Annotated in this window: 26 protein-coding genes and 1 riboswitch; of the genes, 2 read left to right on the top strand and 24 right to left on the bottom strand. The window is 62.3% G+C overall.

Going from position 1 to position 24549, the window contains the following annotated elements; genetic code table 11:
* Positions 1 to 8 precede the first annotated feature (8 nt).
* The 10 genes from AC19YY_RS04575 to cobO are packed head-to-tail and all read right to left on the bottom strand — an operon-like array spanning position 9 to position 8848.
* A complete protein-coding gene (locus AC19YY_RS04575) occupies positions 9 to 737 on the bottom strand; it encodes an adenosylcobinamide-GDP ribazoletransferase (RefSeq protein WP_169955252.1) in 729 nt (242 codons plus the stop codon).
* A complete protein-coding gene (cobC, locus tag AC19YY_RS04570; RefSeq protein WP_170042600.1) occupies positions 738 to 1313 on the bottom strand; it encodes an alpha-ribazole phosphatase family protein in 576 nt (191 codons plus the stop codon). It lies immediately after the preceding gene.
* Positions 1310 to 2365: a nicotinate-nucleotide--dimethylbenzimidazole phosphoribosyltransferase gene (gene cobT, locus AC19YY_RS04565; RefSeq protein WP_170056949.1), complete on the bottom strand. Its 1056-nt coding sequence runs from the start codon at positions 2363 to 2365 to the stop codon at positions 1310 to 1312. Before cobT ends, cobC begins: the two co-directional genes overlap by 4 nt.
* A complete protein-coding gene (cobU, locus tag AC19YY_RS04560) occupies positions 2362 to 2883 on the bottom strand; it encodes a bifunctional adenosylcobinamide kinase/adenosylcobinamide-phosphate guanylyltransferase (protein WP_170056948.1) in 522 nt (173 codons plus the stop codon). Before cobU ends, cobT begins: the two co-directional genes overlap by 4 nt.
* A gap of 10 nt (positions 2884 to 2893) precedes the next feature.
* Positions 2894 to 4345 (bottom strand): cobyric acid synthase, encoded by a 1452-nt coding sequence (locus AC19YY_RS04555; protein WP_169955248.1) that lies wholly within the window; start codon positions 4343 to 4345, stop codon positions 2894 to 2896.
* Positions 4342 to 5331 (bottom strand): threonine-phosphate decarboxylase CobD, encoded by a 990-nt coding sequence (cobD, locus tag AC19YY_RS04550; protein ID WP_500603896.1) that lies wholly within the window; start codon positions 5329 to 5331, stop codon positions 4342 to 4344. Before cobD ends, AC19YY_RS04555 begins: the two co-directional genes overlap by 4 nt.
* On the bottom strand, positions 5324 to 6232 hold the full coding sequence (gene cbiB / locus AC19YY_RS04545; RefSeq protein ID WP_170042595.1) for an adenosylcobinamide-phosphate synthase CbiB: 909 nt from the start codon (positions 6230 to 6232) through the stop codon (positions 5324 to 5326). Before cbiB ends, cobD begins: the two co-directional genes overlap by 8 nt.
* Complete coding sequence (gene bluB, locus AC19YY_RS04540) at positions 6229 to 6879, bottom strand: 5,6-dimethylbenzimidazole synthase (RefSeq protein ID WP_500603895.1); 651 nt, start codon at positions 6877 to 6879, stop codon at positions 6229 to 6231. The genes cbiB and bluB overlap by 4 nt, the downstream gene beginning before the upstream one ends.
* A complete protein-coding gene (locus AC19YY_RS04535) occupies positions 6876 to 8240 on the bottom strand; it encodes a cobyrinic acid a,c-diamide synthase CobB (RefSeq protein WP_500603894.1) in 1365 nt (454 codons plus the stop codon). Before AC19YY_RS04535 ends, bluB begins: the two co-directional genes overlap by 4 nt.
* Positions 8237 to 8848 (bottom strand): cob(I)yrinic acid a,c-diamide adenosyltransferase, encoded by a 612-nt coding sequence (cobO, locus tag AC19YY_RS04530; RefSeq protein ID WP_169955243.1) that lies wholly within the window; start codon positions 8846 to 8848, stop codon positions 8237 to 8239. The genes AC19YY_RS04535 and cobO overlap by 4 nt, the downstream gene beginning before the upstream one ends.
* Positions 8849 to 8928: 80 nt before the next feature.
* Positions 8929 to 9176: riboswitch (cobalamin riboswitch) on the bottom strand.
* A gap of 99 nt (positions 9177 to 9275) precedes the next feature.
* On the opposite strand from cobO, the gene AC19YY_RS04525 reads away from it, so the two are divergent.
* Positions 9276 to 10589 (top strand): PQQ-dependent sugar dehydrogenase, encoded by a 1314-nt coding sequence (locus tag AC19YY_RS04525; RefSeq protein WP_169955242.1) that lies wholly within the window; start codon positions 9276 to 9278, stop codon positions 10587 to 10589.
* A gap of 66 nt (positions 10590 to 10655) precedes the next feature.
* Here the strand turns inward: AC19YY_RS04525 and AC19YY_RS04520 are convergent, their stop codons facing one another.
* The 14 genes from AC19YY_RS04520 to AC19YY_RS04455 all read right to left on the bottom strand — a co-directional run bounded on the left by AC19YY_RS04520 (position 10656) and on the right by AC19YY_RS04455 (position 22259).
* Complete coding sequence (locus AC19YY_RS04520; protein WP_172312887.1) at positions 10656 to 11459, bottom strand: transglutaminase family protein; 804 nt, start codon at positions 11457 to 11459, stop codon at positions 10656 to 10658.
* Positions 11456 to 12406, bottom strand: a complete 951-nt coding sequence (locus tag AC19YY_RS04515; RefSeq protein WP_169955240.1) for an alpha-E domain-containing protein — start codon at positions 12404 to 12406, stop codon at positions 11456 to 11458. Before AC19YY_RS04515 ends, AC19YY_RS04520 begins: the two co-directional genes overlap by 4 nt.
* A gap of 4 nt (positions 12407 to 12410) precedes the next feature.
* A complete protein-coding gene (locus AC19YY_RS04510; protein WP_172312889.1) occupies positions 12411 to 13820 on the bottom strand; it encodes a circularly permuted type 2 ATP-grasp protein in 1410 nt (469 codons plus the stop codon).
* 461 nt (positions 13821 to 14281) lie between these two features.
* The gene (locus tag AC19YY_RS04505; protein WP_029299641.1) at positions 14282 to 14623 is read right to left on the bottom strand and encodes a ribonuclease E inhibitor RraB; all 342 of its coding nucleotides are present in this window, start codon (positions 14621 to 14623) and stop codon (positions 14282 to 14284) included.
* 211 nt (positions 14624 to 14834) lie between these two features.
* A complete protein-coding gene (locus AC19YY_RS04500; RefSeq protein WP_262377002.1) occupies positions 14835 to 15071 on the bottom strand; it encodes a hypothetical protein in 237 nt (78 codons plus the stop codon).
* Between the two features lie 103 nt (positions 15072 to 15174).
* Positions 15175 to 15783 carry an START domain-containing protein gene (locus AC19YY_RS04495; protein WP_500603893.1) on the bottom strand — a complete coding sequence of 203 codons (609 nt, stop codon included), beginning with the start codon at positions 15781 to 15783 and terminating at the stop codon, positions 15175 to 15177.
* 41 nt (positions 15784 to 15824) lie between these two features.
* Positions 15825 to 16079, bottom strand: a complete 255-nt coding sequence (locus AC19YY_RS04490; RefSeq protein ID WP_076961156.1) for a YkgJ family cysteine cluster protein — start codon at positions 16077 to 16079, stop codon at positions 15825 to 15827.
* Positions 16080 to 16240: 161 nt separating this feature from the next.
* Positions 16241 to 16729 (bottom strand): translation initiation factor 2, encoded by a 489-nt coding sequence (locus AC19YY_RS04485; RefSeq protein ID WP_432754490.1) that lies wholly within the window; start codon positions 16727 to 16729, stop codon positions 16241 to 16243.
* A 104-nt stretch (positions 16730 to 16833) separates the two neighbouring features.
* On the bottom strand, positions 16834 to 18273 hold the full coding sequence (locus tag AC19YY_RS04480; RefSeq protein ID WP_169955234.1) for an aminotransferase-like domain-containing protein: 1440 nt from the start codon (positions 18271 to 18273) through the stop codon (positions 16834 to 16836).
* A 240-nt stretch (positions 18274 to 18513) separates the two neighbouring features.
* Positions 18514 to 19317: an OmpA family protein gene (locus tag AC19YY_RS04475; protein WP_169955233.1), complete on the bottom strand. Its 804-nt coding sequence runs from the start codon at positions 19315 to 19317 to the stop codon at positions 18514 to 18516.
* A complete protein-coding gene (locus AC19YY_RS04470) occupies positions 19314 to 19670 on the bottom strand; it encodes a DUF4398 domain-containing protein (protein WP_169955232.1) in 357 nt (118 codons plus the stop codon). Before AC19YY_RS04470 ends, AC19YY_RS04475 begins: the two co-directional genes overlap by 4 nt.
* Positions 19671 to 19679: 9 nt before the next feature.
* Positions 19680 to 20495 (bottom strand): substrate-binding periplasmic protein, encoded by an 816-nt coding sequence (locus AC19YY_RS04465; protein ID WP_170056941.1) that lies wholly within the window; start codon positions 20493 to 20495, stop codon positions 19680 to 19682.
* Positions 20496 to 20577: 82 nt separating this feature from the next.
* Positions 20578 to 21507 (bottom strand): electron transfer flavoprotein subunit alpha/FixB family protein, encoded by a 930-nt coding sequence (locus AC19YY_RS04460; RefSeq protein WP_492633592.1) that lies wholly within the window; start codon positions 21505 to 21507, stop codon positions 20578 to 20580.
* Positions 21508 to 21509: 2 nt separating this feature from the next.
* Positions 21510 to 22259: an electron transfer flavoprotein subunit beta/FixA family protein gene (locus tag AC19YY_RS04455; protein WP_169955229.1), complete on the bottom strand. Its 750-nt coding sequence runs from the start codon at positions 22257 to 22259 to the stop codon at positions 21510 to 21512.
* 556 nt (positions 22260 to 22815) lie between these two features.
* Between AC19YY_RS04455 and AC19YY_RS04450 the strand changes: the two genes are divergently transcribed.
* Entirely contained in the window at positions 22816 to 24480 is a 1665-nt protein-coding gene (locus AC19YY_RS04450; RefSeq protein WP_169955228.1) for an electron transfer flavoprotein-ubiquinone oxidoreductase, read from the top strand.
* The last annotated feature ends 69 nt before the right edge of the window (positions 24481 to 24549 follow it).

Here is a 24549-nt window from a genome sequence, read left to right as displayed (position 1 = left end):
AGAAAGTGTTACAGAGCCAGACCGATCAACACCGCTACCTCAAGCAGCTCCAGCAAGGCGCCGGCCGTATCACCGGTGGTGCCGCCCAGCCGATTGATCATCAGTTGCCGCAAGCCCACAAAGCAGATGGCCGCCAGCAACACCGCAATCCCGCCGCTGAAACCGCCGATCAACACACACGCCAGGCCACTGAGGATCAATACCTGCTGCCCGACAATCCGTGGCAAGTGGTCAGCCAGCGCCTGGCCCAGGCCCCCGGCGCGCACATAGCGGGTGGTGAGAAACAGTGCCAGCAGCGAGCTGCGACCGATCAACGGCGCGAGGATCAACGCAGCGCCATTGTGTTGCTCGATCAGCGCCACCAGCGCGGTGAATTTGAGCAGCAGCACCAAGCCCAGGGTCACCACCGCAATCGGGCCGCTGCGCGGGTCTTTCATGATGCTCAAGGTGCGTTCGCGGTCGCCAAAACCGCCCAGCCAGGCGTCAGCGCTGTCCGCCAGGCCATCCAGGTGCAGGCCACCACTGAGCAACACCCAGGCCGTCAGCAGCAGCGCCGCGTGCAACAGCAAAGGCGCGCCCATCAACAGCGTGTTCAAGCCCCACAGCAGCAGCCCGAACAACAGCCCCACCAGCGGATAAAACAGCAGCGAGCGCCCCAGCTCCTGGGGTTGCGGCATGCCCGGCAGGCGGATCGGCAAGCTGCTGAGAAACTGCAAGGCAATCCAGAACGGCAACATTCAGGCGCCCTCGCTCAACATGCCATCGGCTTCGACCCGCAGGCTGAACAGGCCGCCGTGGCCGACCTCGACATTCAGCAACTGTTCACGGGGCAAGCCACGGGCCTGGGCCAGCAGTAAACGCATGACACCACCATGGCTGACCAACAGCACCCGTTGTCCGGCATACAGCTGATGCAGACGTAGGAGGGCGCCGCGCACGCGCTGGGAAAACGCCTCGACAGGCTCGCCATCCGGCGGCGTAAAGCTATAGGGATCCGCCCAGAACAGGCCCAGCGCCTCGGCGTCGGTCTCCATCAACTGCGCCGCGCTCTGCCCTTCCCAAGCGCCGAAATGCAGCTCCTGTAGATCCTGTTCCAGGCTCACCGGCAGGTTCAGGCGTGCGCCCAACTCTTCAGCGAAACGCGCACAACGCTGCAGCGGCGAGCTGACCAGTCGATCCCACGGCCCGCGCGCCAGCACCGCCTCGCGCATCTGCGCCCAACCCTTGGCGGTCAGCGCATCATCCAGGCTGCCGCGCAAACCGCCGCCCAGTTCGGTTTCACCATGGCGCAGCAGGTCCAGGTGCAAGGTCATGCCGGGCGATCCGCCACGGCGGCTTCTGCGAACGTCGCCATCTGCCCGTGCAACGCACAGGCCAGGCGCAACAGGGGCACCGCCAGCGCCGCACCGCTGCCCTCGCCCAGGCGCAGGCCCAGTTCCAGCAGCGGCTGGGCTTCAAGGCTTTGCAACACATGGCGATGGCCCGGCTCGGCGCCCCGATGGCCGAACAACAGCCATGGCCGGCAAGACGGGTTCAGGCGCGTGGCGACCAGCGCCGCGACGGTGCAGATAAACCCGTCGACCAGCACCACCACCCCCGCCTGGGCGCAGGCCAGATAGGCCCCCACCAACCCCGCGATCTCCAGGCCACCGAGGTTGAACAGGGTCTGCAACGGGTCGCCCCGCTGCCCGGCATGCAACGCCAGGGCGCGCTCGATCACCGCCACTTTATGGCTTACGCCCTGGGCATTCAGGCCGGTGCCGGGGCCGGTCAGGTCGCTGACCTGGCAATCGAGCAAGGCGCAGGCCAGTGCACTGGCGGCAGTGGTGTTGCCGATGCCCATCTCGCCGCCAATAAACAGCTGCGCACCCGCGTTGATCGCCCGCTGCACGCTGTCACGCCCCGCCGCCAGGGCCAACTGACCCTGGGCCTCGGTCATGGCCGCGCCCAGCACAAAATTGGCCGTGCCCGGGGCGATATTCAGGTGGCGCACGCCCGGCAGGTCGAGCGCTGGCGTCACGGTGCCCAGGTCCACCACTTCCAGCTGTGCATCCAGTTGCCGTGCCAGCACGCTGATCGCCGCACCGCCGCTGACAAAGTTGTGCAGCATCTGCCCGGTGACTTCCTGGGGATAGGCCGAGACGCCTTCGGCGACCACACCGTGATCGCCAGCAAAGATCGCGATCCATACCTGCTCGACCGTTGGCTTGACCCGGCCTTGCAACCCGGCCAGTTGCACTGCCAGCGCCTCCAGTTGCCCCAGGGACCCGGCGGGCTTGGTCAGTTGCTGCTGGCGGGCCAGGGCTTGTTCATAAGCCGTGGCGTCCAGCGCCTTGCAGGGTTGCAGCCACCAGGATTGGCTCATAACGCAGTACCTTTCAAAGTCAGGGGCAGGCCCGCAACGGTCAGCACTACACGCTGACACCGCTCGGCCAAGGCTTGATGCAGCCAACCGGCTTCATCCACATAGCGGCGAGTCAATTCGCCCAGCGGCACGACACCCAGACCGGTCTCGTTGCTGACAAAAATGATTTCCCCCGGCAGTGACGCCAGGCAGTCCAGCAGGGATTCACGCTCGACGCCCAGGCGCTGTGGGTCGTCCAGCAGCAACAGGTTGGTGAGCCACAGGGTCAGGCAATCGACCAGCAGGCAACGGCCCGGGGCCGCGTTTTCACGCAGCACCCGCGCCAATTCCAGCGGTTCCTCGATCAGCCCCCAATGGCTGGGACGACGCTGGCGATGCAGGGCCACGCGCGCGTTCATTTCACCGTCCAGGGGCTGGCTGGTAGCGATATAGGTGACGGGCATGGCGCTGTCGCTGGCGAGTTGTTCGGCCAGGCGGCTTTTACCGGAGCGGGCGCCGCCGAGGATCAGTTGCAACATGGTCAAGCCCTCAAATGCCACATAACTGGCGCAGCAACCGAGTGTCCAGATGCTGCTCCACCAAATCCGCCAGGCGCTCGATATCGCGCTCGCGCAGGCCGTGGTAATCGACTTCCTGCACATCCTGCAAACCGGCCCAGCGCAGCAAGGCGCTGCATGCGGCGGGCGTCTCGAACAGGCCGTGCAGATAAGTGCCAAGGATCTGCCCATCATCGCTACAAGCACCGTCGCTGCGGCCATCATCCAGGCGTACCGCCGCCTGCTCCAGGGCAGGCCCTCGGGTCACGCCCGCATGGATCTCATAACCACTGACCGGCGCCTCTTCCAGCACCAGCCGGCCGCGCACATTGCGCAATTGTTTCTCGGCTTCCAGGGTGGTGCTGAACGCCAGCAGGCCCAGACCAGCGCTGGAACCCGCCGCGCCTTCCAGGCCCAGCGGATCGTGGACCTGCTCACCCAGCATTTGCAGGCCACCGCAGATGCCCAGGACTTTGCCGCCATAGCGCAAGTGCCGGGCAATCGCGCGGTCCCAGCCATTGGCGCGCAGATAGGCCAGGTCGCTGCGCACGCTTTTCGAGCCGGGCAGGATGATCAGGTCGGCGGCGGGGATTGCCTGGCCCGGCCCGACAAACTGCAGATCCACCTGGGGATGCAGGCGCAACGGGTCGAAGTCGGTGTGGTTGCTGATGCGCGGCAATACCGGCACCACCACCTTGAGCACCTGCGCCGCCTTGTCGATCTGGCGCTGGTCGATGCCATCCTCGGCTTCCAGGTGCAGGTCCATCACGTACGGCAGCACGCCCACCACCGGTTTGCCGGTGCGCGCCTCAAGCCAGTCGAGGCCCGGTTGCAGCAGGGCGATATCGCCACGGAAGCGGTTGATGATAAAGCCCTTGACCCGCGCCTGCTCCGACGGCGACAGCAACTCCAGCGTGCCCACCAGATGAGCAAACACCCCGCCGCGATTGATGTCGGCGATCAGCAGCACCGGGCAATCCACCGCTTCAGCAAACCCCATATTGGCAATGTCGTTGGCCCGCAGGTTGATCTCGGCCGGCGAGCCTGCGCCTTCGACCATCACCACCGGGTAGGCCGCGCTCAGGCGCGCATGGGAGGCCAGCACCGCCTGCATGGCGATGGCTTTGTAATCGTGATAGGCCACTGCATTCATGCTGGTCACGGCATGGCCATGGATGATCACCTGGGAGCCGGTGTCGCTATTGGGCTTGAGCAGCACCGGGTTCATGTCGGTGTGCGGCGCCAGGTTGGCGGCCTGGGCCTGCACGGCCTGGGCGCGGCCGATCTCGCCCCCTTCTGCCGTGACCGCACTGTTGAGCGCCATGTTCTGCGGCTTGAAGGGCACCACCGGCACGCCCTGGCGCACGACCCAGCGGCACAGCGCGGTCACCAGGGTGCTTTTGCCCGCGTCGGAGGTGGTGCCTTGCACCATCAGCGTGGTCATGAAGTTTGCTTCCAGGCAGTCAGGGCGTGTTCGAGGCGCAGCCAATCGGCGTCAGTCCCGGGCAGGCCAAAACGCAGGCTGCTGTCGTGGACAAACAGGCGCAGCAGGATGCCGCGCTGGGCCATGAACTCATGTAGCAGCTCGGCGCGGTCGGTGATCAGCCACTGGAACAGCGCGCAGCCGCCTTGTGGGCGCAGGCCATACTGCTCCAACAGGCGAAACAGGCGCTGGCTGGCGTCTTCGCAGCGCTGGCGCTGGTAGGTGTGGCCGGCACTGTCGCGCAGGCACACCTGGCCCAACTCCCGCGTCGGCCCGCTCACCGCCCACGGGCCGACCTGCTCGGCCAGCAGCTTGAGCAGCTTGCGCTCGGCCAATACAAAGCCCAGGCGCACCCCGGCCAGGCCGAAAAACTTGCCGAACGAGCGCAACACAATCAACCCCACTTGATTGGCCTGGCTCGCCAGGCTCAAGTGCGGGGTGTTGTCCATAAAGGCTTCATCCACCACCAACCAACCACCGCGCTGGGCCAGGCGTGCATGCCAATCCAGCAGGCGCTGGGGCGTAAGGCTCAGGCCAGTGGGGTTGTTGGGATTGACCACCACCAGCACGTCGAGGCTATCGAGGAAGAAGTCGACTTCCTGCTCCAGCACCTCGCGCACGATGTAACCGGCGCGGCGCCAGGCTTCGGCATGCTCGGCGTAGCACGGCGACAACACGCCGACCTTGCCCGCCCGGCGCAGGCGCGGCAGCAGCTGGATCGCCGCCTGGGAACCCGCCACCGGCAGCACCTGGGCTGCGCCGTAGTAGTCGCAGGCGGCCTGCTCCAGGCCGTCATCGGTCTCTGGCAGGCGGGCCCAGGCCCGCAACGGGATGGGCGGGATTGGCCAGGGCCACGGCGCGAGGCCACTGGACAGGTCCAGCCAGTCTTCCTGGGCGATGCCGTACTGCAACGCCGCCTTGCGCAGCCGTCCACCGTGTTCAAGCATAGAATTGCGCCCCCGCACACAGGATCAACACCCACAGCCACACGCCGCGCTGCACCAGTTGCCAGCCACGCTCGATGGAATCGGCATCGGCCGGCGGCCCTTCGCCAAGGGTCGGACGCTGGTGCAACTCGCCGTGATAAATCGCCGCCCCGCCCAACTCGACACCCAGGGCGCCCGCGCCCGCAGCCATCACCGGCCCGGCATTCGGGCTGTCCCAGGTCGGGCCCTGGCGGCGCCAGCATGTGAGCGCCAGGCGGGTCTTGCCGAGCACGGCGTAGGTCAACGCGACCAAGCGTGCCGGAATGTAATTGAGCACATCGTCAATCTTCGCCGCCGCCCAGCCAAAGCGCTCAAAGCGTTCGTTGCGATAGCCCCACATGGCATCCAGGGTATTGCTCAGGCGGTACAGCACCACGCCCGGCACCCCGGCCACGACAAACCAGAACAGTGCGGCGAACACCGCATCGCTGCCGTTTTCCAGCACCGACTCGGTGGCCGCGCGCGCCACTTCGGTGCTGTCCAATTCGCTGGTCTGACGGCTGACCAGGTAACTGACACGCGTGCGCGCCTCGTCCAGGTCCCCGCTGCGCAGGGCCTGGGCCACCGGTAGCACGTGCTCACCCAGGCTGCGCATGCCCAGGGCCAGGTACAACGCGAGGATCTCGATCACCCAGCCGAAGTAAGGCGCCCAGGACAAGGCAGTGGCCAGCAAGGTCAGCGGTATCACGGTGATAAACCACGCGGTCACGCCATGGCTGCGCCAGCCGCGCCCTGCGGAGTTGAAACGTTGCTCGATGCGCCCGGCAAAATTGCCGAACGCCACCAGCGGATGCCAGCGCCTGGGCTCACCCAGCAGCGCATCCAGCGCCACTGCGGCGACGCTCAGCAAGGCCACACTCATTGACTCACTCCCCAATAATTCTCATACAGCATGTCACTCAGCGGACGCGGTTCGGTCCAGCCCTCAAGTTGCAACATCGGTGCCGGGTAGAACTCCGTCACCGGGCCCAGGCACAGCACGGCCAGCGGCTTGGCGCCGGGCGGCAGGCCGAGCAGGTCGGCCAGGTCCTGGGGTTCGAACAGCGACACCCAGCCCATGCCCAGGCCTTCGGCGCGGGAGGCCAGCCATAGATTCTGGATCGCGCAGGACAGCGACGCCAGGTCCATTTCCGGCAAGGTCCGGCGCCCGAAAATATGCCGCTCGCGATCATCCATCAACGCCGCCACCAGCACCTCGGCGCAGTCGTGGATGCCTTCGACCTTGAGCTTCATGAAATCGTCCGAACGCTCGCCCAGGGCTTGCGCGGTGCGGATGCGTTCGACTTCCACCAACTGCTGGATCTGCCCGCGCAGGTTGCGGTCGCTGATGCGGATAAAGCGCCAGGGCTGCATCAGGCCGACGCTGGGGGCCTGGTGCGCGGCCTGCAGCAGGCGCTGCAGCAGCTCCGGGGCGACGGCGCCGCCGCTGAAGTGGCGCATGTCGCGACGTTCGGCGATGGCGCGGTAGATCGCGTCGCGCTCGGCCTGGGGGTAGGCGTGGTCGGTCATGGCCCTATCGCGGGCAAGCCCGCTCCCACATTTGAACCGTGGTCGCCTGCCATGCCGGCTTGCCGGTCTGGCGCAAACAACGCGGCCACCGCAGCCGGGTTCGACGGGAAGTAAAAGTGCACATAGGAGGCCGTCATCCGCCCCTGGCGATACACCGCCTCGGCGCCGCGCCCGCCGTTGGGGCTCAGGCCACGGGCAATCGGCTGCCACGGCGTGCTGGTCAGGGAATGATGATAGGTATGCCCGCGCAGCACGCCTTCCGGCAGCTCGACCGTTTGCAGGGCCAGGGCCGCCAGGCGTTTTTGCATGACCGCATCGCCTTGCAGCAGGCCCAGCAGTTCGGCGCGCGTGCCCTCGACATCGGTCAAGGAATCGAGCAGGTAGAGCATGCCCCCGCATTCAGCCAGCAACGGTTTGCCGGCAGCGTGATGGGCACGGATCGCCTGCAGCATCGCGCTATTTTGCGACAGCGCCTGATGATGCAGTTCCGGGTAGCCACCGGGCAGATAGAGGCTGTCGGCGTCGGGCAGCACGCGGTCATGGATCGGCGAGAAGAAGTGCAACTGCGCGCCCATCGCTCGCAGCAAATCCAGGCTGGCGCCGTAGGTGAAGGCAAAGGCTTCGTCACGGGCCACGGCAATCCGCACCCCGGCCAGCAGCGGCTGGGCTTCGATCAGCTCGGGCGCGGCGAATTCCACCGGCGGTGGCAGCGCTACCTCGCAACTGCTGGCCAGGGCGGCGGCGGCGGCATCCAGGCGCAGGTCCAGGTCATTCAGCTCGCTGGCCTGCACCAGGCCCAGGTGACGGCTGGGCAGCTCAATGCCGGTTTCCCGGGACAGTGCGCCGTACCAGCGCAGGCCTTCGGTCAAGCTGCCTTCGAGCAGTTGGGCGTGGCGCACGGTGCCGACACGGTTGGCCAGGACCCCGGCGAACGGCAGGTCTGCCTGGTAACGCGCCAGCCCCAGCGCCAGGGCGCCAAAGGTCTGGGCCATGGCGGTGCCATCGATCACTGCCAGTACCGGCACGCCAAAATGGCGCGCCAGGTCGGCGCTGGAAGGCGTGCCGTCGAACAGGCCCATCACGCCCTCGATCAGGATCAGGTCCGCCTCCCCCGCTGCTTCCCACAGCAGGCGGCGACTTTCCTGCTCGCCGACCATCCACATGTCCAATTGATAGACCGGCGCACCACTGGCGCGCTCATGGATCATCGGGTCGAGAAAGTCCGGGCCGCACTTGAACACCCGAACCTTGCGCCCCAGGTTGCGGTGCAAACGGGCCAGGGCGGCGGTGACGGTGGTCTTGCCCTGGCCTGACGCCGGCGCGGCGATCAGCACGGCAGGGCAATGGCGCGGCTGGTTCAAAGTTCGATGCCCTTCTGTGCCTTGATACCGGCCTGGAACGCATGCTTGAGCATGCCCATTTCGGTGACGGTGTCGGCCATTTCAATCAGTTCTGGCTTGGCGCCACGCCCGGTGACCAGCACATGCTGCATGGGTGGGCGAGCTTGCAGATCGCCAAGCACCTGGTCGAGGTCGAGATAGCCGTGCTTGAGCGCGATATTCAGCTCATCCAGCACCACCAGGCCGATGGACGGGTCCTGCAACATTTCCCGGGAGACTTTCCAGGCCGCTTCGGCAGCGGCGATATCACGCTGGCGGTCCTGGGTCTCCCAGGTAAAGCCCTCGCCCATCACATGGAAACGCACCTGCTCGGGGAAGCGGCGGAAGAACAGCTCTTCCCCGGTGCTGTTGCGGCCCTTGATGAACTGCACCACGCCGCATTGCAGATCGTGGCCCATGGCCCGGGCGAGCATGCCAAAGGCCGAGCTGCTCTTGCCTTTGCCGTTGCCGGTCAATACCAGCAGCAAACCGCATTCATTCGGTGAGTTGGCAATGCGCTCGTCAATCACCGCTTTTTTGCGCAGCATGCGCGCCAGGTGGCGTTCGTCACGATCAGGGGAATCAGTCATGGCAGCTCTCCGTTGGGGCTGGACAAAAACGGCGGGCAGGAAAAGACCACTTAAATGAAGCCAAGCATCGCCCACCGTGATGCTGTTGGATGGATCAGGCCGGTCTCCGGGCTCATGAGTGACGCCCTGTTGAGCAGGGCGAGCCGACGATGCGCCTTCCCATATCGCAGGCGATACAGTGGCAAAAGCAGCGTCTTGACTCATTTACCGTTGCGGGGGCAGCGCCGGGATCGTGGCCGCACTGTAGAAAAGTGCGCGCACTCACCGGCTTCCCTGTTTCACTCGGTCGACGGGTACGTCACAGAGCACCTGAAACAAGCGGCGAAGGTTAGTGGGTTGGGGGTACAGCGTCAATTAAAGCCGGCCATGCACTTGAACCATCGCCGCGCACCGTACCTCTATGACTACAGGCATTGAGGAGAAAAACATGCACAAGACCCGACTCGCCGTACTGATCATGGCCGCAGGCGCACTCGCCGCCTGCGGCGAAAGCTCAACCTTGCAAGTCTCCGATGGCACCGGGCCGTCGCCCAAGCTGCCGGAACCGAACAAAACCCTGATCCCCACCGTCAACATCGCCCCGGCCATTGGCTGGCCCGATGGCGCCAAGCCGACTGCGGCTGCGGGCACCCAGGTCGGCGCCTTCGCCGAAGGCCTGGACCACCCGCGCTGGTTGTATGTATTGCCCAACGGCGACGTGCTGGTGGCCGAGACCAACGCGCCGCCCAAACCGGATGACTCCAAGGGCATTCGCGGCTGGGTCATGGAAAAGGTCATGGGCCGTGCCGGGGCCGGCGTACCCAGCCCGAACCGCATCACCCTGCTGCGCGATGCCGACCATGATGGCGTGGCAGAAACCCGCACGGTGTTCCTGGAAAACCTCAACTCGCCGTTTGGCATGACCCTGGTGGGCAACGACCTGTACGTGGCCGACTCGGACAAGCTGCTGCGCTTTCCCTATCAACCGGGGGAAACCGCGATCAAGGCCCAGGGCACCAAGGTCATCGACCTGCCGGGCGGCCCGCTCAACCACCACTGGACGAAAAACGTGGTGGCCAGCAAGGACGGCAGCAAGTTGTATGTGAGCGTGGGTTCCAACAGCAACGTCGGTGAAAACGGCCTGGAAGCCGAACAGGGCCGCGCGGCGATCTGGGAAGTCGACCGGGCCAGCGCCAAGCAGCGGATTTTTGCTTCCGGGCTGCGCAACCCCAATGGCATGGCGTGGGAGCCACAAAGCGGCAAGCTATGGACGGCGGTCAACGAGCGCGATGAAATCGGCAGCGACCTGGTGCCGGACTACATCACCTCGGTCCAGGACGGTGGCTTTTACGGCTGGCCGTTCAGCTACTACGGCCAACATGTGGATGTACGGGTCACGCCGCAGGATCCGGACCTGGTGGCCAAGGCCATTGCCCCGGACTATGCCGTCGGGCCACACACCGCATCGTTGGGCCTGACCTTTGCTGAAGGCAACACGCTGCCGGCACAATTTGCCCATGGCGCGTTTATTGGCCAGCACGGCTCGTGGAATCGCAAGCCGCACAGTGGTTACAAGGTAATCTTTGTGCCATTTGCGGGGGGCAAGCCCAACGGCGCACCGGTGGATGTGCTGACCGGGTTCCTCAACAGTGATGAGAAAGCCATGGGCCGGCCGGTGGGCGTGGTGATCGACCAGCAAGGCGGCTTGTTGGTAGCCGATGATGTGGGGAATAAGGTGTGGCGGGTGTCAGCCGCTAAATAGCACCTGATGCCGGTTTGCCGACGATGAGGATCATTCTGGGCTCATCGCCGGCAAGGGGGTGCGGGGTTATTGCTGCTGCACCAGGATTACCGGGCTCGGCGCCACAAATACCCTGGCATGCATCTGCTCGTGCCCGCCGCCACGGCGCATGCCGCGAACCGGGCAGGCGTCGAGGTAATCCAGGCCCACCGCCAGTTTCAGATGCCGCTCCGGGCGAGCCAGTTGGTTGGTCACATCGAAGCTGTACCAGGCGTCATCCATCCAGGCTTCGGCCCAGGCATGGCTGGCCAGGTGCTCGCTGTCCTCGCTATACAAATACCCCGACACATACCGCGTGGCGATCCCCAGGCTGCGCGCGCAGGCCAGGAATGCATGGGCGTGATCCTGGCAAACCCCGGCACGCCCGGCGAACGCCTCGGCCGCACAGGTTTCCACTTGCGTGGCCCCCGGCACGTAGGCGATATGCTGGTTGAGGGCGTGCATCAGATCGATCAAGGCATTGCGATCCCGGCGTTTACCGCAGTGCTGCTGGGCAAAGGCGCGCAGGGCCTCGTCCGGCTCAGTCAGGCGCGTGCAACGCTGGAAAGGAAATGGCGACTGGCTGTCGTGCTCGGCCTCGCGCCACTCGTCAATGTCCACTTGGCCTCGGGCGCCGATGACGATCGATTCGTGGGGCTCATCCAGGGTCAGCACATGCAGGATATTGCCGAATGGGTCCAACTGGGCCCGCACCGGACGCGGCAGATCCAGCTGCCAACTGAGCACATGCTGACGCTCGCTGTCGTGAGGGGTCAGGCGCAGGTATTGGATGCTGGCACGCACCTGGTCTTCATAGCGGTAGGTAGTTTCGTGGCTGATGGAAAGTCTCATGCCGCCTCCAGGTAGGAATGATGAATAGCGTTACCCAACTGGCGTACCAGCGGGATGAAGTCGGTCAGCCAGGCGTGCAGGCCTTCTTCAAGGATTTCGTCAATGGCGGTAAAGCGCAGGCGCGCGTCCATTTCGGCGGCCAGGCGCTGGGCCGGGCGGCCGTTGATGCCAGGCAGACTGGCGAGGATCTGGTCGATTTCTTCGCTGCACGCGCGCAGGGAACGCGGCACATCGGCACGCAGCAGCAACAGTTCGGCCACCTGCCGGGCGCCGGGGGCATCACGATAGATCTCGGTGTAGGCCTCGAAGGACGACAAGGCCCGCAATAGCGCACTCCATTGGTAATAGGCGTGGGCGGTGCCATCAATCACCACGTCGGCCTGGTCGCCGGCCATCTCGTAGCGGGCGTCCAACAGGCGCAGGGTGTTGTCGGCCCTTTCGATAAAGGTACCCAGGCGAATAAAGCGAAAAGCGTCGTTGCGCATGATGGTGCCGTAGGTGGCGCCACGAAACAGGTGGGAACGTTCCTTGACCCATTCGCAGAAACGGCTCATGCCATAGCGGCTCAGGCCCTCCTGGGCGATGACGCGAATATCCAGCCAGGTGGCGTTGATGTTTTCCCACATGTCCGCAGTAATTCGCCCACGCACGGCATGGGCACTGGCGCGGGCGGCGCCCAGGCAACTGTAGATGCTCGCCGGGTTGGCGGCATCCAGGGCAAAGAAGTGCAACAAACGCTCGGCATGCAACTCGCCGTGACGCGCGTGATAGTCGTCCAGGGTGCCGGTGATCAGCAGGGGCATGGCCAGTTCGTGCAGGCCATCGCCGCGCCCATCCTGGGGCATCAGCGACAGCGAATAACTGACATCCAGCATGCGCGCGAGGTTTTCCGCGCGCTCCAGGTAGCGCGACATCCAATATAAATCCGAGGCAGTTCTGCTCAGCATGGTTTCATTCCTCGACCACCCAGGTGTCTTTAGTGCCGCCACCCTGGGATGAGTTGACCACCAACGAACCCTCCCGCAGCGCCACACGGGTCAGCCCGCCGGGCACCACACGGGTTTCCTTGCCGGACAGGACGAACGGCCGCAGGTCGATATGCCGAGGCGCTATACCGTTTTCGACAAAGGTCGGGCACGTCGACAGACACAGGGTCGGCTGGGCGATGTAGGCATGGGGCTTGGCCTTGATCCGCGCACGAAAGGCTTCGATCTCAGCAGCCGTGGCAGCCGGGCCGACCAACATGCCGTAGCCACCGGAGCCTTGGGTCTCCTTGACCACCAGCTGCGGTAGATTCGTCAGCACGTGAGACAGTTCGTCAGGCTTACGGCACTGGAACGTCGGAACATTCTTCAGGATCGGCTCTTCATCCAAGTAAAAACGGATCATGTCGGTGACGAAGGGATACACCGACTTGTCATCCGCCACCCCGGTGCCAATGGCATTGGCCAGCACCACATTGCCCGAGCGGTAGGCGGCCAGCAGGCCGGGCACACCAAGCATCGATTCCGGGTTGAAGGCCAGCGGGTCGAGGTAGGCATCGTCGAGGCGCCGGTAGATCACGTCCACAGCCTTGGGCCCGTCGGTGGTGCGCATGAATACGCGGTCGTCGCGCACAAACAGGTCAGCGCCTTCCACCAACTCCACACCCATTTCCCGGGCGAGGAACGCGTGCTCGAAGAACGCGCTGTTGAAGCGCCCCGGCGTCAGCACCACCACGCTGGGGTTATCCAGTGGGCTGGAGCTTTTCAGGGTATCGAGCAGCAGGTTGGGGTAATGATCGATCGGCGCGATGCGCTGGGCGGCGAACAGTTCGGGGAACAGGCGCATCATCATCTTGCGGTCTTCGAGCATATAGCTCACGCCGCTGGGGGTGCGCAGGTTGTCTTCCAGCACGTAGTACGTGCCGTCGCCATCCCGTACGAGGTCGACACCCGAGACGTGGGAATAAACATCGCGGTGCAGGTCCAAGCCCTGCATCGCCAACTGGTATTGCTCATTGGCCAGCACTTGCTCGGCAGGAATGATCCCGGCCTTGATAATTCGCTGGTCGTGATAAAGGTCGGCAAGGAACAGGTTCAATGCCTTGACCCGTTGAATGCAGCCTCGTTCGACAATTCGCCATTCGCTGGCGGGAATGCTGCGCGGGATGGTATCGAAGGGGATCAGGCGCTCGGTGCCCTGCTCGTCGCCGTACAGGGTGAAGGTGATACCCGCGCGGTGGAACAGCAAATCGGCTTCACGCCGACGCTGGGCCAGCAGCTCGGCAGGGGTTTGATCCAGCCAGCGGGCAAACTCGCGATAGTGAGGGCGGACCTGGCCAGCCTCATCGTACATTTCATCGTAATAAGTGCGGATCATGCCGAACTCCTTGTCACCCGGACGCAACGGACTGTCGCAAGGCCCGTGCCAGCGGCATAAACACTTAAGTATCAATTAGTTGGATATAGCCAAAGGCAGCACCGCACCGTCCTGGTGCAACAACCGCCCGGGCCTTGCCACTCGCGCTTCAAAGCGACGCAGGCATTGCCTATCACCAGCATAGCCAGAGTTGATTTCACTGCCCGGGAAAGCTTGCGGATAATCACGCTCATCCGCTGAACAGGATTCGTCCTACAGCATCACCTCGTCACCGCCGGTAACTTGCTTGTGCAAGTACCGACCGGTTCCCCTTCTTTCCGGTCTTCCCTTTTAGCCACCCTGCTCGGGTGGCTTTTTTTTGTGGAGGAATTTTCGCAATAAGTTCCAAGTACTTTGCCGCGCCACAAACAAAATCGGCCGACCCGAGGGTCAGCCGATACGCTGCTTTATTGATCATGTGTCTACATGGGTAACCCACGAACCTCGTGCTTCACGCCCCATCCCTCGATAATCCCGCCCAAGGGCTCGACTACCGCCTCAAAGTCCTGCTCGAAATCACCAATACCGTCGTAGGTGGCGAACATGACTTTGCTCAATTCCAAGAACCAGGCACCGTCATCCCGTGCACTGACCTGGGCATTGATCGACTCCCCACGAAACCGACCCGCAGCCCGGCGCGCACGTTCCTCATCCGGGAAAATGGCGTAGAACTCAATGGGGTGGAAGCGCGAGAAGTCAAAGCCGCCCTCTTTCATGCGGCGTAACACGTGGGTGCTGATGTCTTCTTGATAGGCTGTGCTCATGAAACGTCCTCCTAAACCGATGGATAGACTTTCCGTGCTTCCCAGAGCCTGCGCGCGAACGGCGCAGGTTGACGGCAATGACATCGCCGCAGGAAAACAAGCATGTAGCTGACAAGACCAGACCTTAGCGATTCATTCGCTGATCTCCCTTGCAGAGTAGCGCGAAGCTATCACCTCCACCAGCAGCGCTTTAAAGACGTACAGGGAATATTCAGGCGGCGGGAGAAATGTCGAGGATCTGGATACTGTTCTGGTCCTTCAAGCTCTTGACCGTCGGTTCGGCGATCCGGCCATCCAGGTCATTGAGGTCCAGCTTGGCGGGGATGGGCAGCAATTTGGCGCGAATCATCTGCGCCGCATCTTCGAGGCTGGGCTTTTGCGCACAGGCGAACAGCTCTACCGATTGCACGCCGTGATCGTCAACGAAGGTAACTTGCCAGTTTTGCATCAGTGCCTCCTCGATAAAGCCCATGGATGGGCTTACACATATCTGGACCTTGAGGGCACGGTGATCGTTCCACTCAAGGCAGGAGGCATATGATCGGTTGGGCTTACGGCTTCTCGGCCGCTGCCTTGAGGGCTTTCAAGGTGTTGAAAGGCGCTTCAACCACAAACTTGTTGGCCAGCCAGGAAGGCACGCTGCCACCTGGCTCGGTGTGAACCTGGTAGGTCACTTCGGTCTGGTCGGCGCCTTTGGGCACCAATTTCCAGAAGCCTTCGACCTGGGCCACGCGCACATAGCCTTTCTCTTCCGGCAGATAGGTCGGCACTTCCAGCAGTTTGCGGGTCACGCTGCCATCGGCGGCCTGGGTGGTGGTGATCTCCAGGATCGAGTCACGATCGGTCACCGGGAACGGGGCCTTGAACTGGGTGTAGGTCCAGCTCTTGTCGCCGTCCTTCTTGAGCAGCTTCTGCGACTTGCATTCGTGAATCCACTTACAGGCGCCGACGACATCGTCCTGTAGGGCCTGGATCTTGGCCAATGGCGCCTTGATCACGGTAACGCCGCGATACGCCTTGTATTTGGAGCCGGCCACTTCACTCAAGGCAACCTTGATACCTTCCTCATCCTTGGCAACCTGCCACTCTTCGGCCTGTGCAGTAGCTGCAAACAACACCGTAAAACCGCACAACACAGCCATTCGTTTCAGCGAACCCATTGTTGTATTCCTTATTGTTGAAGTTCTGACATTAAAGCCCACTAAGCCGCCGTCATCTGCTCCCACCAGCCGATCAACCTGATCGCTTCTTCCTGGCTACTACCACAGACCTCAAGATCCGCCGCAAAGGCACCGCACACCGCGGGCCGCTCAGGCTGGCCAAACAGTTGGCACAGCTGTTCGACCGACAGATGCAGGCAGCGTTCGCCCGCGGGTTTGCCATTGGGCATACCGGGCAGCGGCGAACTGATGGAAGGGGCGATACAACAGGCGCCACAGCCTTCACGGCATTTCATGACCAGCAGGTCCTCGACGACAAAGTGTTGATGGCCGGGCTAGAGTACGCCCTAAAACATTCGTTTTAAAATGGTCTAACAGAGGTTTTTCAAAGAAAACAAAAGTGACCGACCAGTCTGCGACAGAAGGTCAGTGGCTCAGGTCACTTTGGCGGGAAAGATTAATTCTTGAATTCAAAATCCAGGGCTGCGCCTTCTACATCGCGCCGCTCCTCATTGCGCATTTGCAACTGCATTTCGTTGCTCAGCAGGCGTCCGTTAATCTGGAATGCGCTGTTATCGACCGGTTTCTCGCCAAACATCGGCGGCAACAACGGCACGTTCTTGGGCTGCGGCATAGTGCCAAGGGGCTGCAGATGTCGGACCATTTCCTGGGGCAGGCTGAGGTCCAGTTTCGCCGGTGGTAGCTTGGTCTGGGCCACTTCACGGGCTGACTTGGACTTGCTGGCGATAGGTGCGCGCTTTTTTTCCTTGGCGGCCTTTTTAACTGGCGCGGCTTTTTTCGCCTGGACTGTTTTTTTCGCCGGCGCCGGCTTTTGTTCGGCAGCTGCCAGCACAACTGGCGCACTGGCAGGCGCTGCCACTACAGAAGTGGCGTTGCACAGGCTCGCCAGACAGATCAACAGCGCGGCAGGAAAAATAGAGGTCATATCGCCAACAGCATTAACGGCAGAAGGCCATATGCTCGCTTGTTGAGCGCGGCATGACAAGCGCGGTGATTAGCCAGCTACCGTTCAGGCCCCGTTTTGGCGCTTCAAAAACCGCCCGCTGCCTCCTGGCACAACTGGTTGGCCAGCATCCCCAGGGTCATCAAGGCGCGCTCGGCTTCACGATTCCAGGGTGTGCCGCAATTGAGCCGAATACAGTGGTTGAACTGTTCCGTATTGCTGAAGATCAGCCCCGGCGCAATGCTGATGCCCTGTTGCAGGGCGCGCACGTGCAGCTCCTGGGTATTGACCCGACCCGGCAGGCTGACCCACAGGATAAAACCGCCGGTCGGTCGGCTCATCTGCGTGCCCTCCGGGAAATACTGTTGCACCGCCAATTGGAAGGCGCTGAGGTTCTTGCGGTACTCCTGGCGAATGTAACGCAGGTGCCGGTCGTAGCCGCCATTCTCCAGGTACGCCGCCACGCCCATTTGCGTCACGCTGCACGCTGAGTGCGTGCTGAACATCTGCAGGCGCTGGAGCTCTTGCTGGTACTTGCCGGCAATCATCCAGCCGATACGCACGCCGGGGGACAGGGTCTTGGAGAAGCTGGAGCAGTAGATCACCCGGTCCAGGCGGTCATAGGCCTTGAGGGCCTTGGTGCGGCCCAGCTCGAACATCAATTCGCCGTAGATATCGTCTTCGACGATCTGGATATCGAAATCCGAGGCCAGGCGCAGCAACTGTTTCTGCCGTTCTTCCGGCATGGTGCCGCCCAGGGGATTGCTCAGGCGCGTGGTCAGCACCAGGGCCTTGATCGACCATTGGTTGGCCGCCAGTTGCAGGGCTTCCAGGCTCATACCGGTGGCGGGGTCGCTGGGGATTTCAATGACCTTGAGGCCGAGCAGATCCGCCAGTTGCAACAGGCCGTAATAGGTGGGGGACTCAGCGGCGATCAGGTCGCCGGGACGGGTCAGCACCCGCAGGGACATCTGCAATGCGTCAACACACCCGTGGGTGATCACCACCTCGGACGGGTCGACCACCACGCCGGCATCGCGCATGCGGATCGCGACCTGGCGTCGCAGCGGCTCAAAGCCTGGGCTGAACATATAGCTGAACGCCCGCGGGCTCTGGAAGCGCGTGACCTTGGCCAGTTGCTGGTGCAGTGCGCGCACCGGCAGGTAGTCGACACTGGGCACGGCGGCGCCGAGCGGGAACACCCCTTCGCGCCGGGACTCGACCAATACCTGTTGAATGATACTGCTGCGGGTGACCAGCCCCGGGCGCTCGACCCGCGCGATATCCGGCGTTGGTGCGGTCAGGGCCGGGGTCTGGTGCACGTAATACCCGGACTGCGGGCGCGCGCGGATCAACCCCTGGTCCTCGAGATTGGCGTAGGCCTGCAACACCGTGGCATGACTGACATTGAGCTGGGAGCTCATCTTGCGCACCGAAGGCACGCGCTCACCCGGCTGATAGACACCGCGCCGGATATCCTCAGCCAATTGCTGGGCGATACGTTGGTAAAGCAAGAGATTGGTCATGACGCAGCACTCGATTTCACGGGTATTTTATTTTTGTGTGAAACATACCGGCACAGTTTAGAAGTGTACGGGGACAGTTGCCACAATAGTCGAGGATGGGCGCCAGTGATAGAAAAAACTGTATGGGTTGAGAACGCAATTGCAGGCATGAAAAACCCGATCGAGGATCGGGTTGCGGGGCGAGACACACGGCATATTCCCTGGGGGAGCTGGCTTGCCAGCTCCCACAAGAACTGAGATTCAGCGCGCAGCGCCGAGCTGGCCCTTGTCGTCGGAAAAGACGATTTCCACACGCCGGTTCTGCGCACGCCCCCGTTCGGAAGCATTCACTTCCACCGGATACTGATCGCCATAACCTTCTACCTGGATGCGTTTGTCATCAATGCCCAGGTCAACCAGTACATCCGCCACGGCCTGCGCCCGGTCGCGGGACAGTTTGAGGTTTTCCTGCTCGCCGCCGGTACTGTCGGTGTAGCCCTCGATCCGCACTACCCGCTTGGGGTTCAGTTGCAGGAATTGCACGATCTTCAACACTGTACGGTTAGCCGAGTTTTTCAGTTCTGCCTGGCCGGTGTCGAACAGCACGTCGCCCAGGGTCATCACCAGGCCGCGATCGGTCTGGGTGGTGGTCAGGCTGGCGATTTGCTCTTCGAGCCACTTGCCCTGTTGCTGCACGCTCAACAACTTGGCCTCGCGCAGCGCCAATTGCAGGCGTTGGCGCTCCAGTTCGAGCTTGGCCGCACGCTCTTCGTTGAGCACCAACTCGGTATGCTCGCGGGCAATCGCGCTGTAGCGCTGGCTCAAGTAGGCGTAATGCACCACGTCGCCACCGCTGCCCCAGTAGCTGGACAGGCGGTCGGCGCGGGCCAGGGATTCACCGGCGCGGATCACGTCCTTGGGCGCGATGCGCAGCACGTTGGAGTCTTCCTTGACCTTCTGGAAGTCGCTGCCAGCCTGCTGCAACGCGATATCGCTATTGGGGTGGCTGGCACAGCCGGCGAGCACCACGCTGCTCAACAGCAGCCCACATGTCAGACGGATCATTGGGCATCTCCCAGCTGTTTGCGCAGGCGGGTGATACGGGTCTCGAGGACATTCAACTGTTCCTGACTCTTTTGCGTCAGCACCCGCGCCTCCGCCAGGCGGGCATCCAGTTCGGCCTGTTCAGCCTGCATGCGGGCATCCTTGTAGGATTGGTCAGCCATGTCGGCCTTGGCCTGGGCCAGCTTCGTCTCGGCGAGTTTCAACTCGGGCACGTCGTCAGCCACGGCCCCCACGGCGGCGGCTTGCTCCAAGGCTTGCTGGGTCAGGCGCATTTGCTCATTCGGCGCAGGATCTGCGGCACAGCCCGCCAGCGTTACTACGGCGAGGGCGGCGAAAAGAGGTCGAATAGTCACTAAAAATCCCTACTTTGTTGGGGTGCCGACGGGTTGCTGCAACTGCGTCTTCCAGCGTTCGATATTGCGCTGCAACGCGGCTTCCGTCAGACCGGACGCGGCCAATTCTGTCATCTTTTTGGCGAGCTGTCCGCGCAACCACGGATCATTGCAGGCCGAGTTGTGGGAAATCGCCAGGAACAGCCCCGGCTGGTCAATCGGCAGTTCCCGGGCCAGCAGGTCTTTGCTCATACCCAGGGTCTGGGCCATGGCCATACCGGAGTAACGTCCGGCCAGCACGTAGTCCACTTCGCCCAGCAGCAGTTTCTGCAAGGCCGGGGTCACGGTTGGCAGGCGTTCTAGGGTCAGGTGTTCGCTGGCAAAGGCTTCAAATTCAGGGGACAGGCGCGCCCGCTCCGAGACTGCGCCCTTGTGGCCATGCAGGTCGGCCGCGCTGGTATAGACCAGAGGCGAGTCAACGCGGGTCCACACCCGATAATCGGCCTGCATCAGCGCCGGGTGGATGTAGTCCAGGGTCTCCAGTTCGCTGACACTCAACGGCGCATCGACCAACATGTCCATGCGCCCACTGCGCACTTCTTCAAGGGCCAGGGAACGCTTGCCGCCGTATAGCAGGTCGATTTTCAGTCCCAGGTCCTTGGCCACTTGCTGCAACACATCGGCGTTGGCGCCGATCAGGTGGGTGGGGGCTTGCGGGTCGCGCCACAGATAGGGCGGCGCATCCGGGCTGCCGGTCACGACCAGGCGCTCGCATTTGCCGGCCGCGATAGACACGGTCGGCAGCAGTGACAGGCCCAGCAGTACAGTCCAGCGGCGCAGTTCCATGGCGTGGTTTCCCGATCAAATAGTTGCGTGCAAAAAAAAGCCCGGTCATAAGACCGGGCTCTTTATAAGTGAAGCGGCTGGTTTAGACCAGCTTCTCCAACTCAGGTACAGCTTCGAACAAGTCCGCAACCAGGCCGTAATCAGCCACCTGGAAGATCGGTGCTTCTTCGTCCTTGTTGATCGCAACGATCACTTTGGAGTCTTTCATACCGGCCAAGTGCTGGATCGCGCCGGAGATACCGACCGCGATGTACAGCTGTGGCGCAACAATTTTGCCGGTCTGGCCGACCTGCATGTCGTTGGGTACAAAACCTGCATCGACGGCCGCGCGGGAGGCGCCGACCGCAGCGCCCAGCTTGTCGGCCAGGGCATACAGGTGCTTGAAGTTGTCACCGTTCTGCATGCCACGCCCGCCGGAAACGACGATCTTGGCAGCGGTCAGCTCAGGACGATCCGACTTGGCCAGCTCTTCGCCAACAAAGCTGGAAGTGCCAGCGTTGTGGACAGCAGCCACCGCTTCAACGGCAGCCGAACCACCTTCAGCTGCAACCGGGTCGAAACCGGTGGCGCGCACGGTGATCACTTTGATGGCGGCGGTCGATTGCACGGTGGCAATGGCGTTACCGGCGTAGATCGGGCGCTTGAAGGTGTCGGCGCTTTCGACCGAAACGATCTCGGAGATCTGGTCAACGTCCAACTGCGCAGCAACGCGCGGCAGGATGTTTTTGCCGTTAGAGGTAGCGGCAGCCAGGATGTGGCTGTAGCCAGCGCCCAGTTCTGCAACCAGTGGCGCAACGTTTTCCGGCAACTGATGCTCGTAGGCAGCGTTGTCGGCGGCCAGTACTTTGCTCACGCCAGCAATTTTCGCGGCGGCTTCAGCCACGGCACCCACGTTCTGGCCGGCGACCAGGACGTGGATATCACCACCGATTTTCGCAGCAGCGGCAACGGTGTTCAGGGTGGCCGGGGCCAGCACCTTGTTATCGTGTTCGGCGATTACGAGGATAGTCATGATCAGATCACCTTCGCTTCGTTTTTCAGTTTCTCGACCAGTTCAGCCACCGACTTGACCTTGATACCCGCGCTGCGTGCAGCTGGCGCTTCGACTTTGACGGTCTTGTTGGTGGAGGCGGTGGAAACGCCCAAAGCATCCGGAGTCAGCACTTCAAGCGGCTTCTTCTTGGCTTTCATGATGTTTGGCAGGGACGCATAACGCGGCTCGTTCAAACGCAGGTCGGTGGTGACGATGGCCGGCAGTTTCAGCGAAACGGTCTGCGCGCCGCCATCGATCTCACGGGTCACGGCAACGCTGTCGCCAGACACTTCGACTTTCGAGGCGAAGGTGCCCTGGCCGTAACCGGTCAGTGCAGCCAGCATCTGGCCAGTCTGGTTGTTGTCGCTGTCGATGGCTTGTTTGCCGAGGATCACCAGCTGCGGCTGTTCCTTGTCGACAACGGCCTTGAGCAGCTTGGCAACGGCCAGCGAGGTCAGGTCTTCAGCGGATTCGACGAGAACGGCGCGATCGGCACCCAGCGCCAGGGCGGTACGCAGCTGCTCTTGAGCAGTGGTCGGACCGATGGAAACGACGACGATTTCAGTCGCAACACCTTTTTCTTTCAGGCGTACGGCTTCTTCCACGGCGATTTCGCAGAAGGGGTTCATCGACATTTTGACGTTAGCCAGATCGACGCCGGAATTGTCCGCCTTGACGCGAACTTTCACGTTGTAATCGACAACGCGTTTGACAGCTACAAGAACCTTCATGGATTCCTCGTTACTCTCCGGTGAAAAGGAAGCCGCCCGGATAAACCTGGCGGTAGATGCTCAACGGCGCACAAGGGCACCTCTAAAAACGCAGGCCGTCATGACAGGTGACGTTGCACGTACTCAATAATAAAGACCGTTCGTCAGCGGTGACTGACAAGTCATTCATCGTCGCAACGTGTAAACTGCGCGCCAGCATTACGTGCGCGTCAACCTGTAAGAGCATTGCCTTGTCTTTGGACGTGGCCTTGAAACCGGCAGTCCGCCTACGAGAAGCGCAAAACCGACCGTATATTGACCGGAACACCTTTTCCGGTCAATACAGCAAAATGGTCAGATATAAGCCGCGTTGCTTTGATTTACCTAGCTCGCGGGCAATTCAAACAAACGTTTGTATTGGACGCTGAGAGTGGTGTAGATATAATGCGCCACCTAGAGAGAAAGGTGGGTCGTCCCCTGCCCCTTTGTAAGAAATTGGCGCAGAAGACGACAGATAAAACACCGAACCTCCACCCATTAGAAAAAAAACTGTTGAGCCTTGAGTAGGAGATAGCCTGTGGAACGCGAATACATGGAATTCGACGTGGTCATCGTCGGCGCAGGGCCGTCGGGCCTGTCTGCCGCCTGCCGACTGAAGCAGAAGGCCGCCGAAGCCGGTAAGGAAATCAGCGTCTGCGTGGTCGAAAAAGGCTCCGAAGTCGGTGCACATATCCTGTCCGGTGCCGTGTTTGAACCACGCGCCCTGAATGAATTGTTCCCGGACTGGAAAGAACTGGGCGCCCCGCTCAACACCCCGGTGGTGCGCGACGACATCTATGTACTGCGCAGCAGCGACAGCTCCACCAAGGTTCCAGACTTCTTTGTGCCCAAGACCATGCACAACGAAGGCAACTACATCATCTCCCTGGGCAACTTGTGCCGCTGGCTGGCCCAGCAGGCAGAGAACCTGGGCGTGGAAATCTACCCGGGCTTCGCGGCCCAGGAAGTACTGTTCGACGAAAACGGCGTAGTGCGCGGGATCATCACCGGCGACCTCGGCGTCGACCGTGAAGGCCACCCAAAGGAAGGCCTGTACACCCCCGGCATGGAACTGCGCGGCAAGTACACACTGTTCGCCGAAGGCTGCCGTGGGCACTTGGGCAAGCAACTGATCCAGCGCTTCAACCTGGACAGCGACGCCGACGTGCAGCACTACGGCATCGGTCTCAAGGAAATCTGGGAAATCGACCCGGCCAAGCATCAACCAGGCCTGGTGGTCCACACCGCCGGCTGGCCGCTGGACATCATGAGCAACGAGAACACCGGTGGCTCGTTCCTCTATCACCTGGAAAACAACCAGGTGGTGGTAGGCCTGATCGTCGACCTGTCCTACAGCAACACCTTCCTGTCGCCGTTCGATGAGTTCCAGCGCCTCAAGCATCACCCGGTGCTGGCCCAGTACCTGGAAGGCGGCAAGCGCATCAGCTACGGCGCGCGCGCCCTGGCCAAGGGCGGCATCAACTCGCTGCCGAAGATGGTATTCAAGGGCGGCGCCCTGATCGGCTGCGACCTGGGCACCATGAACGTGGCCAAGATCAAGGGCAGCCACACCGCGATGAAGTCCGGCATGCTCGCTGCAGATGCGGTGGCTGATCGCCTGTTCGCCGAGTCCGAAGGCGGCGATGAACTGACCGCCTACGTCGACAGTTTCAAAGCCAGCTGGCTCTACGAAGAACTGTTTGCCACCCGTAACTTCGGCCCGGCGATGCACAAGTTCGGCCCGATCATCGGTGCCGGCTTCAACTGGTTCGACCAGAACATCCTCGGCGGCAAAATGCCGTTCACCCTGCACGACACCAAGCCGGACTACGCCTGCCTCAAGCTGGCCAAGGACAGCCAGAAGATCGATTACCCCAAGCCCGACGGCAAGCTGAGCTTCGACAAGCTGAGCTCGGTGTTCCTCTCCAGCACCAACCATGAAGAAGAGCAGCCGTGCCACCTGAAGCTCAAGGACCCGAGCATCCCCATCGGCACCAACCTGCCGCTCTACGATGAGCCCGCGCAACGCTACTGCCCGGCTGGCGTGTACGAAGTGATCACCCAGGAAGACGGTGAGAAACGCTTCCAGATCAACGCCCAGAACTGCGTGCACTGCAAGACCTGCGACATCAAGGACCCTTCGCAGAACATCACGTGGGTTACGCCGGAAGGCGCGGGTGGGCCGACTTACCCGAATATGTAAGCCATCTGCTTGAACATGAGGCTCTCCACTGGAGAGCCTTTTTTATGGCCGACACAAATCTAATGTGGG

The sequence above is a fragment of the Pseudomonas sp. MF09156 genome, from assembly GCF_059862305.1.
The sequence above is the reverse complement of the archived record's forward strand: the minus strand, read 5'-3'. Positions and strand labels throughout refer to the sequence as shown.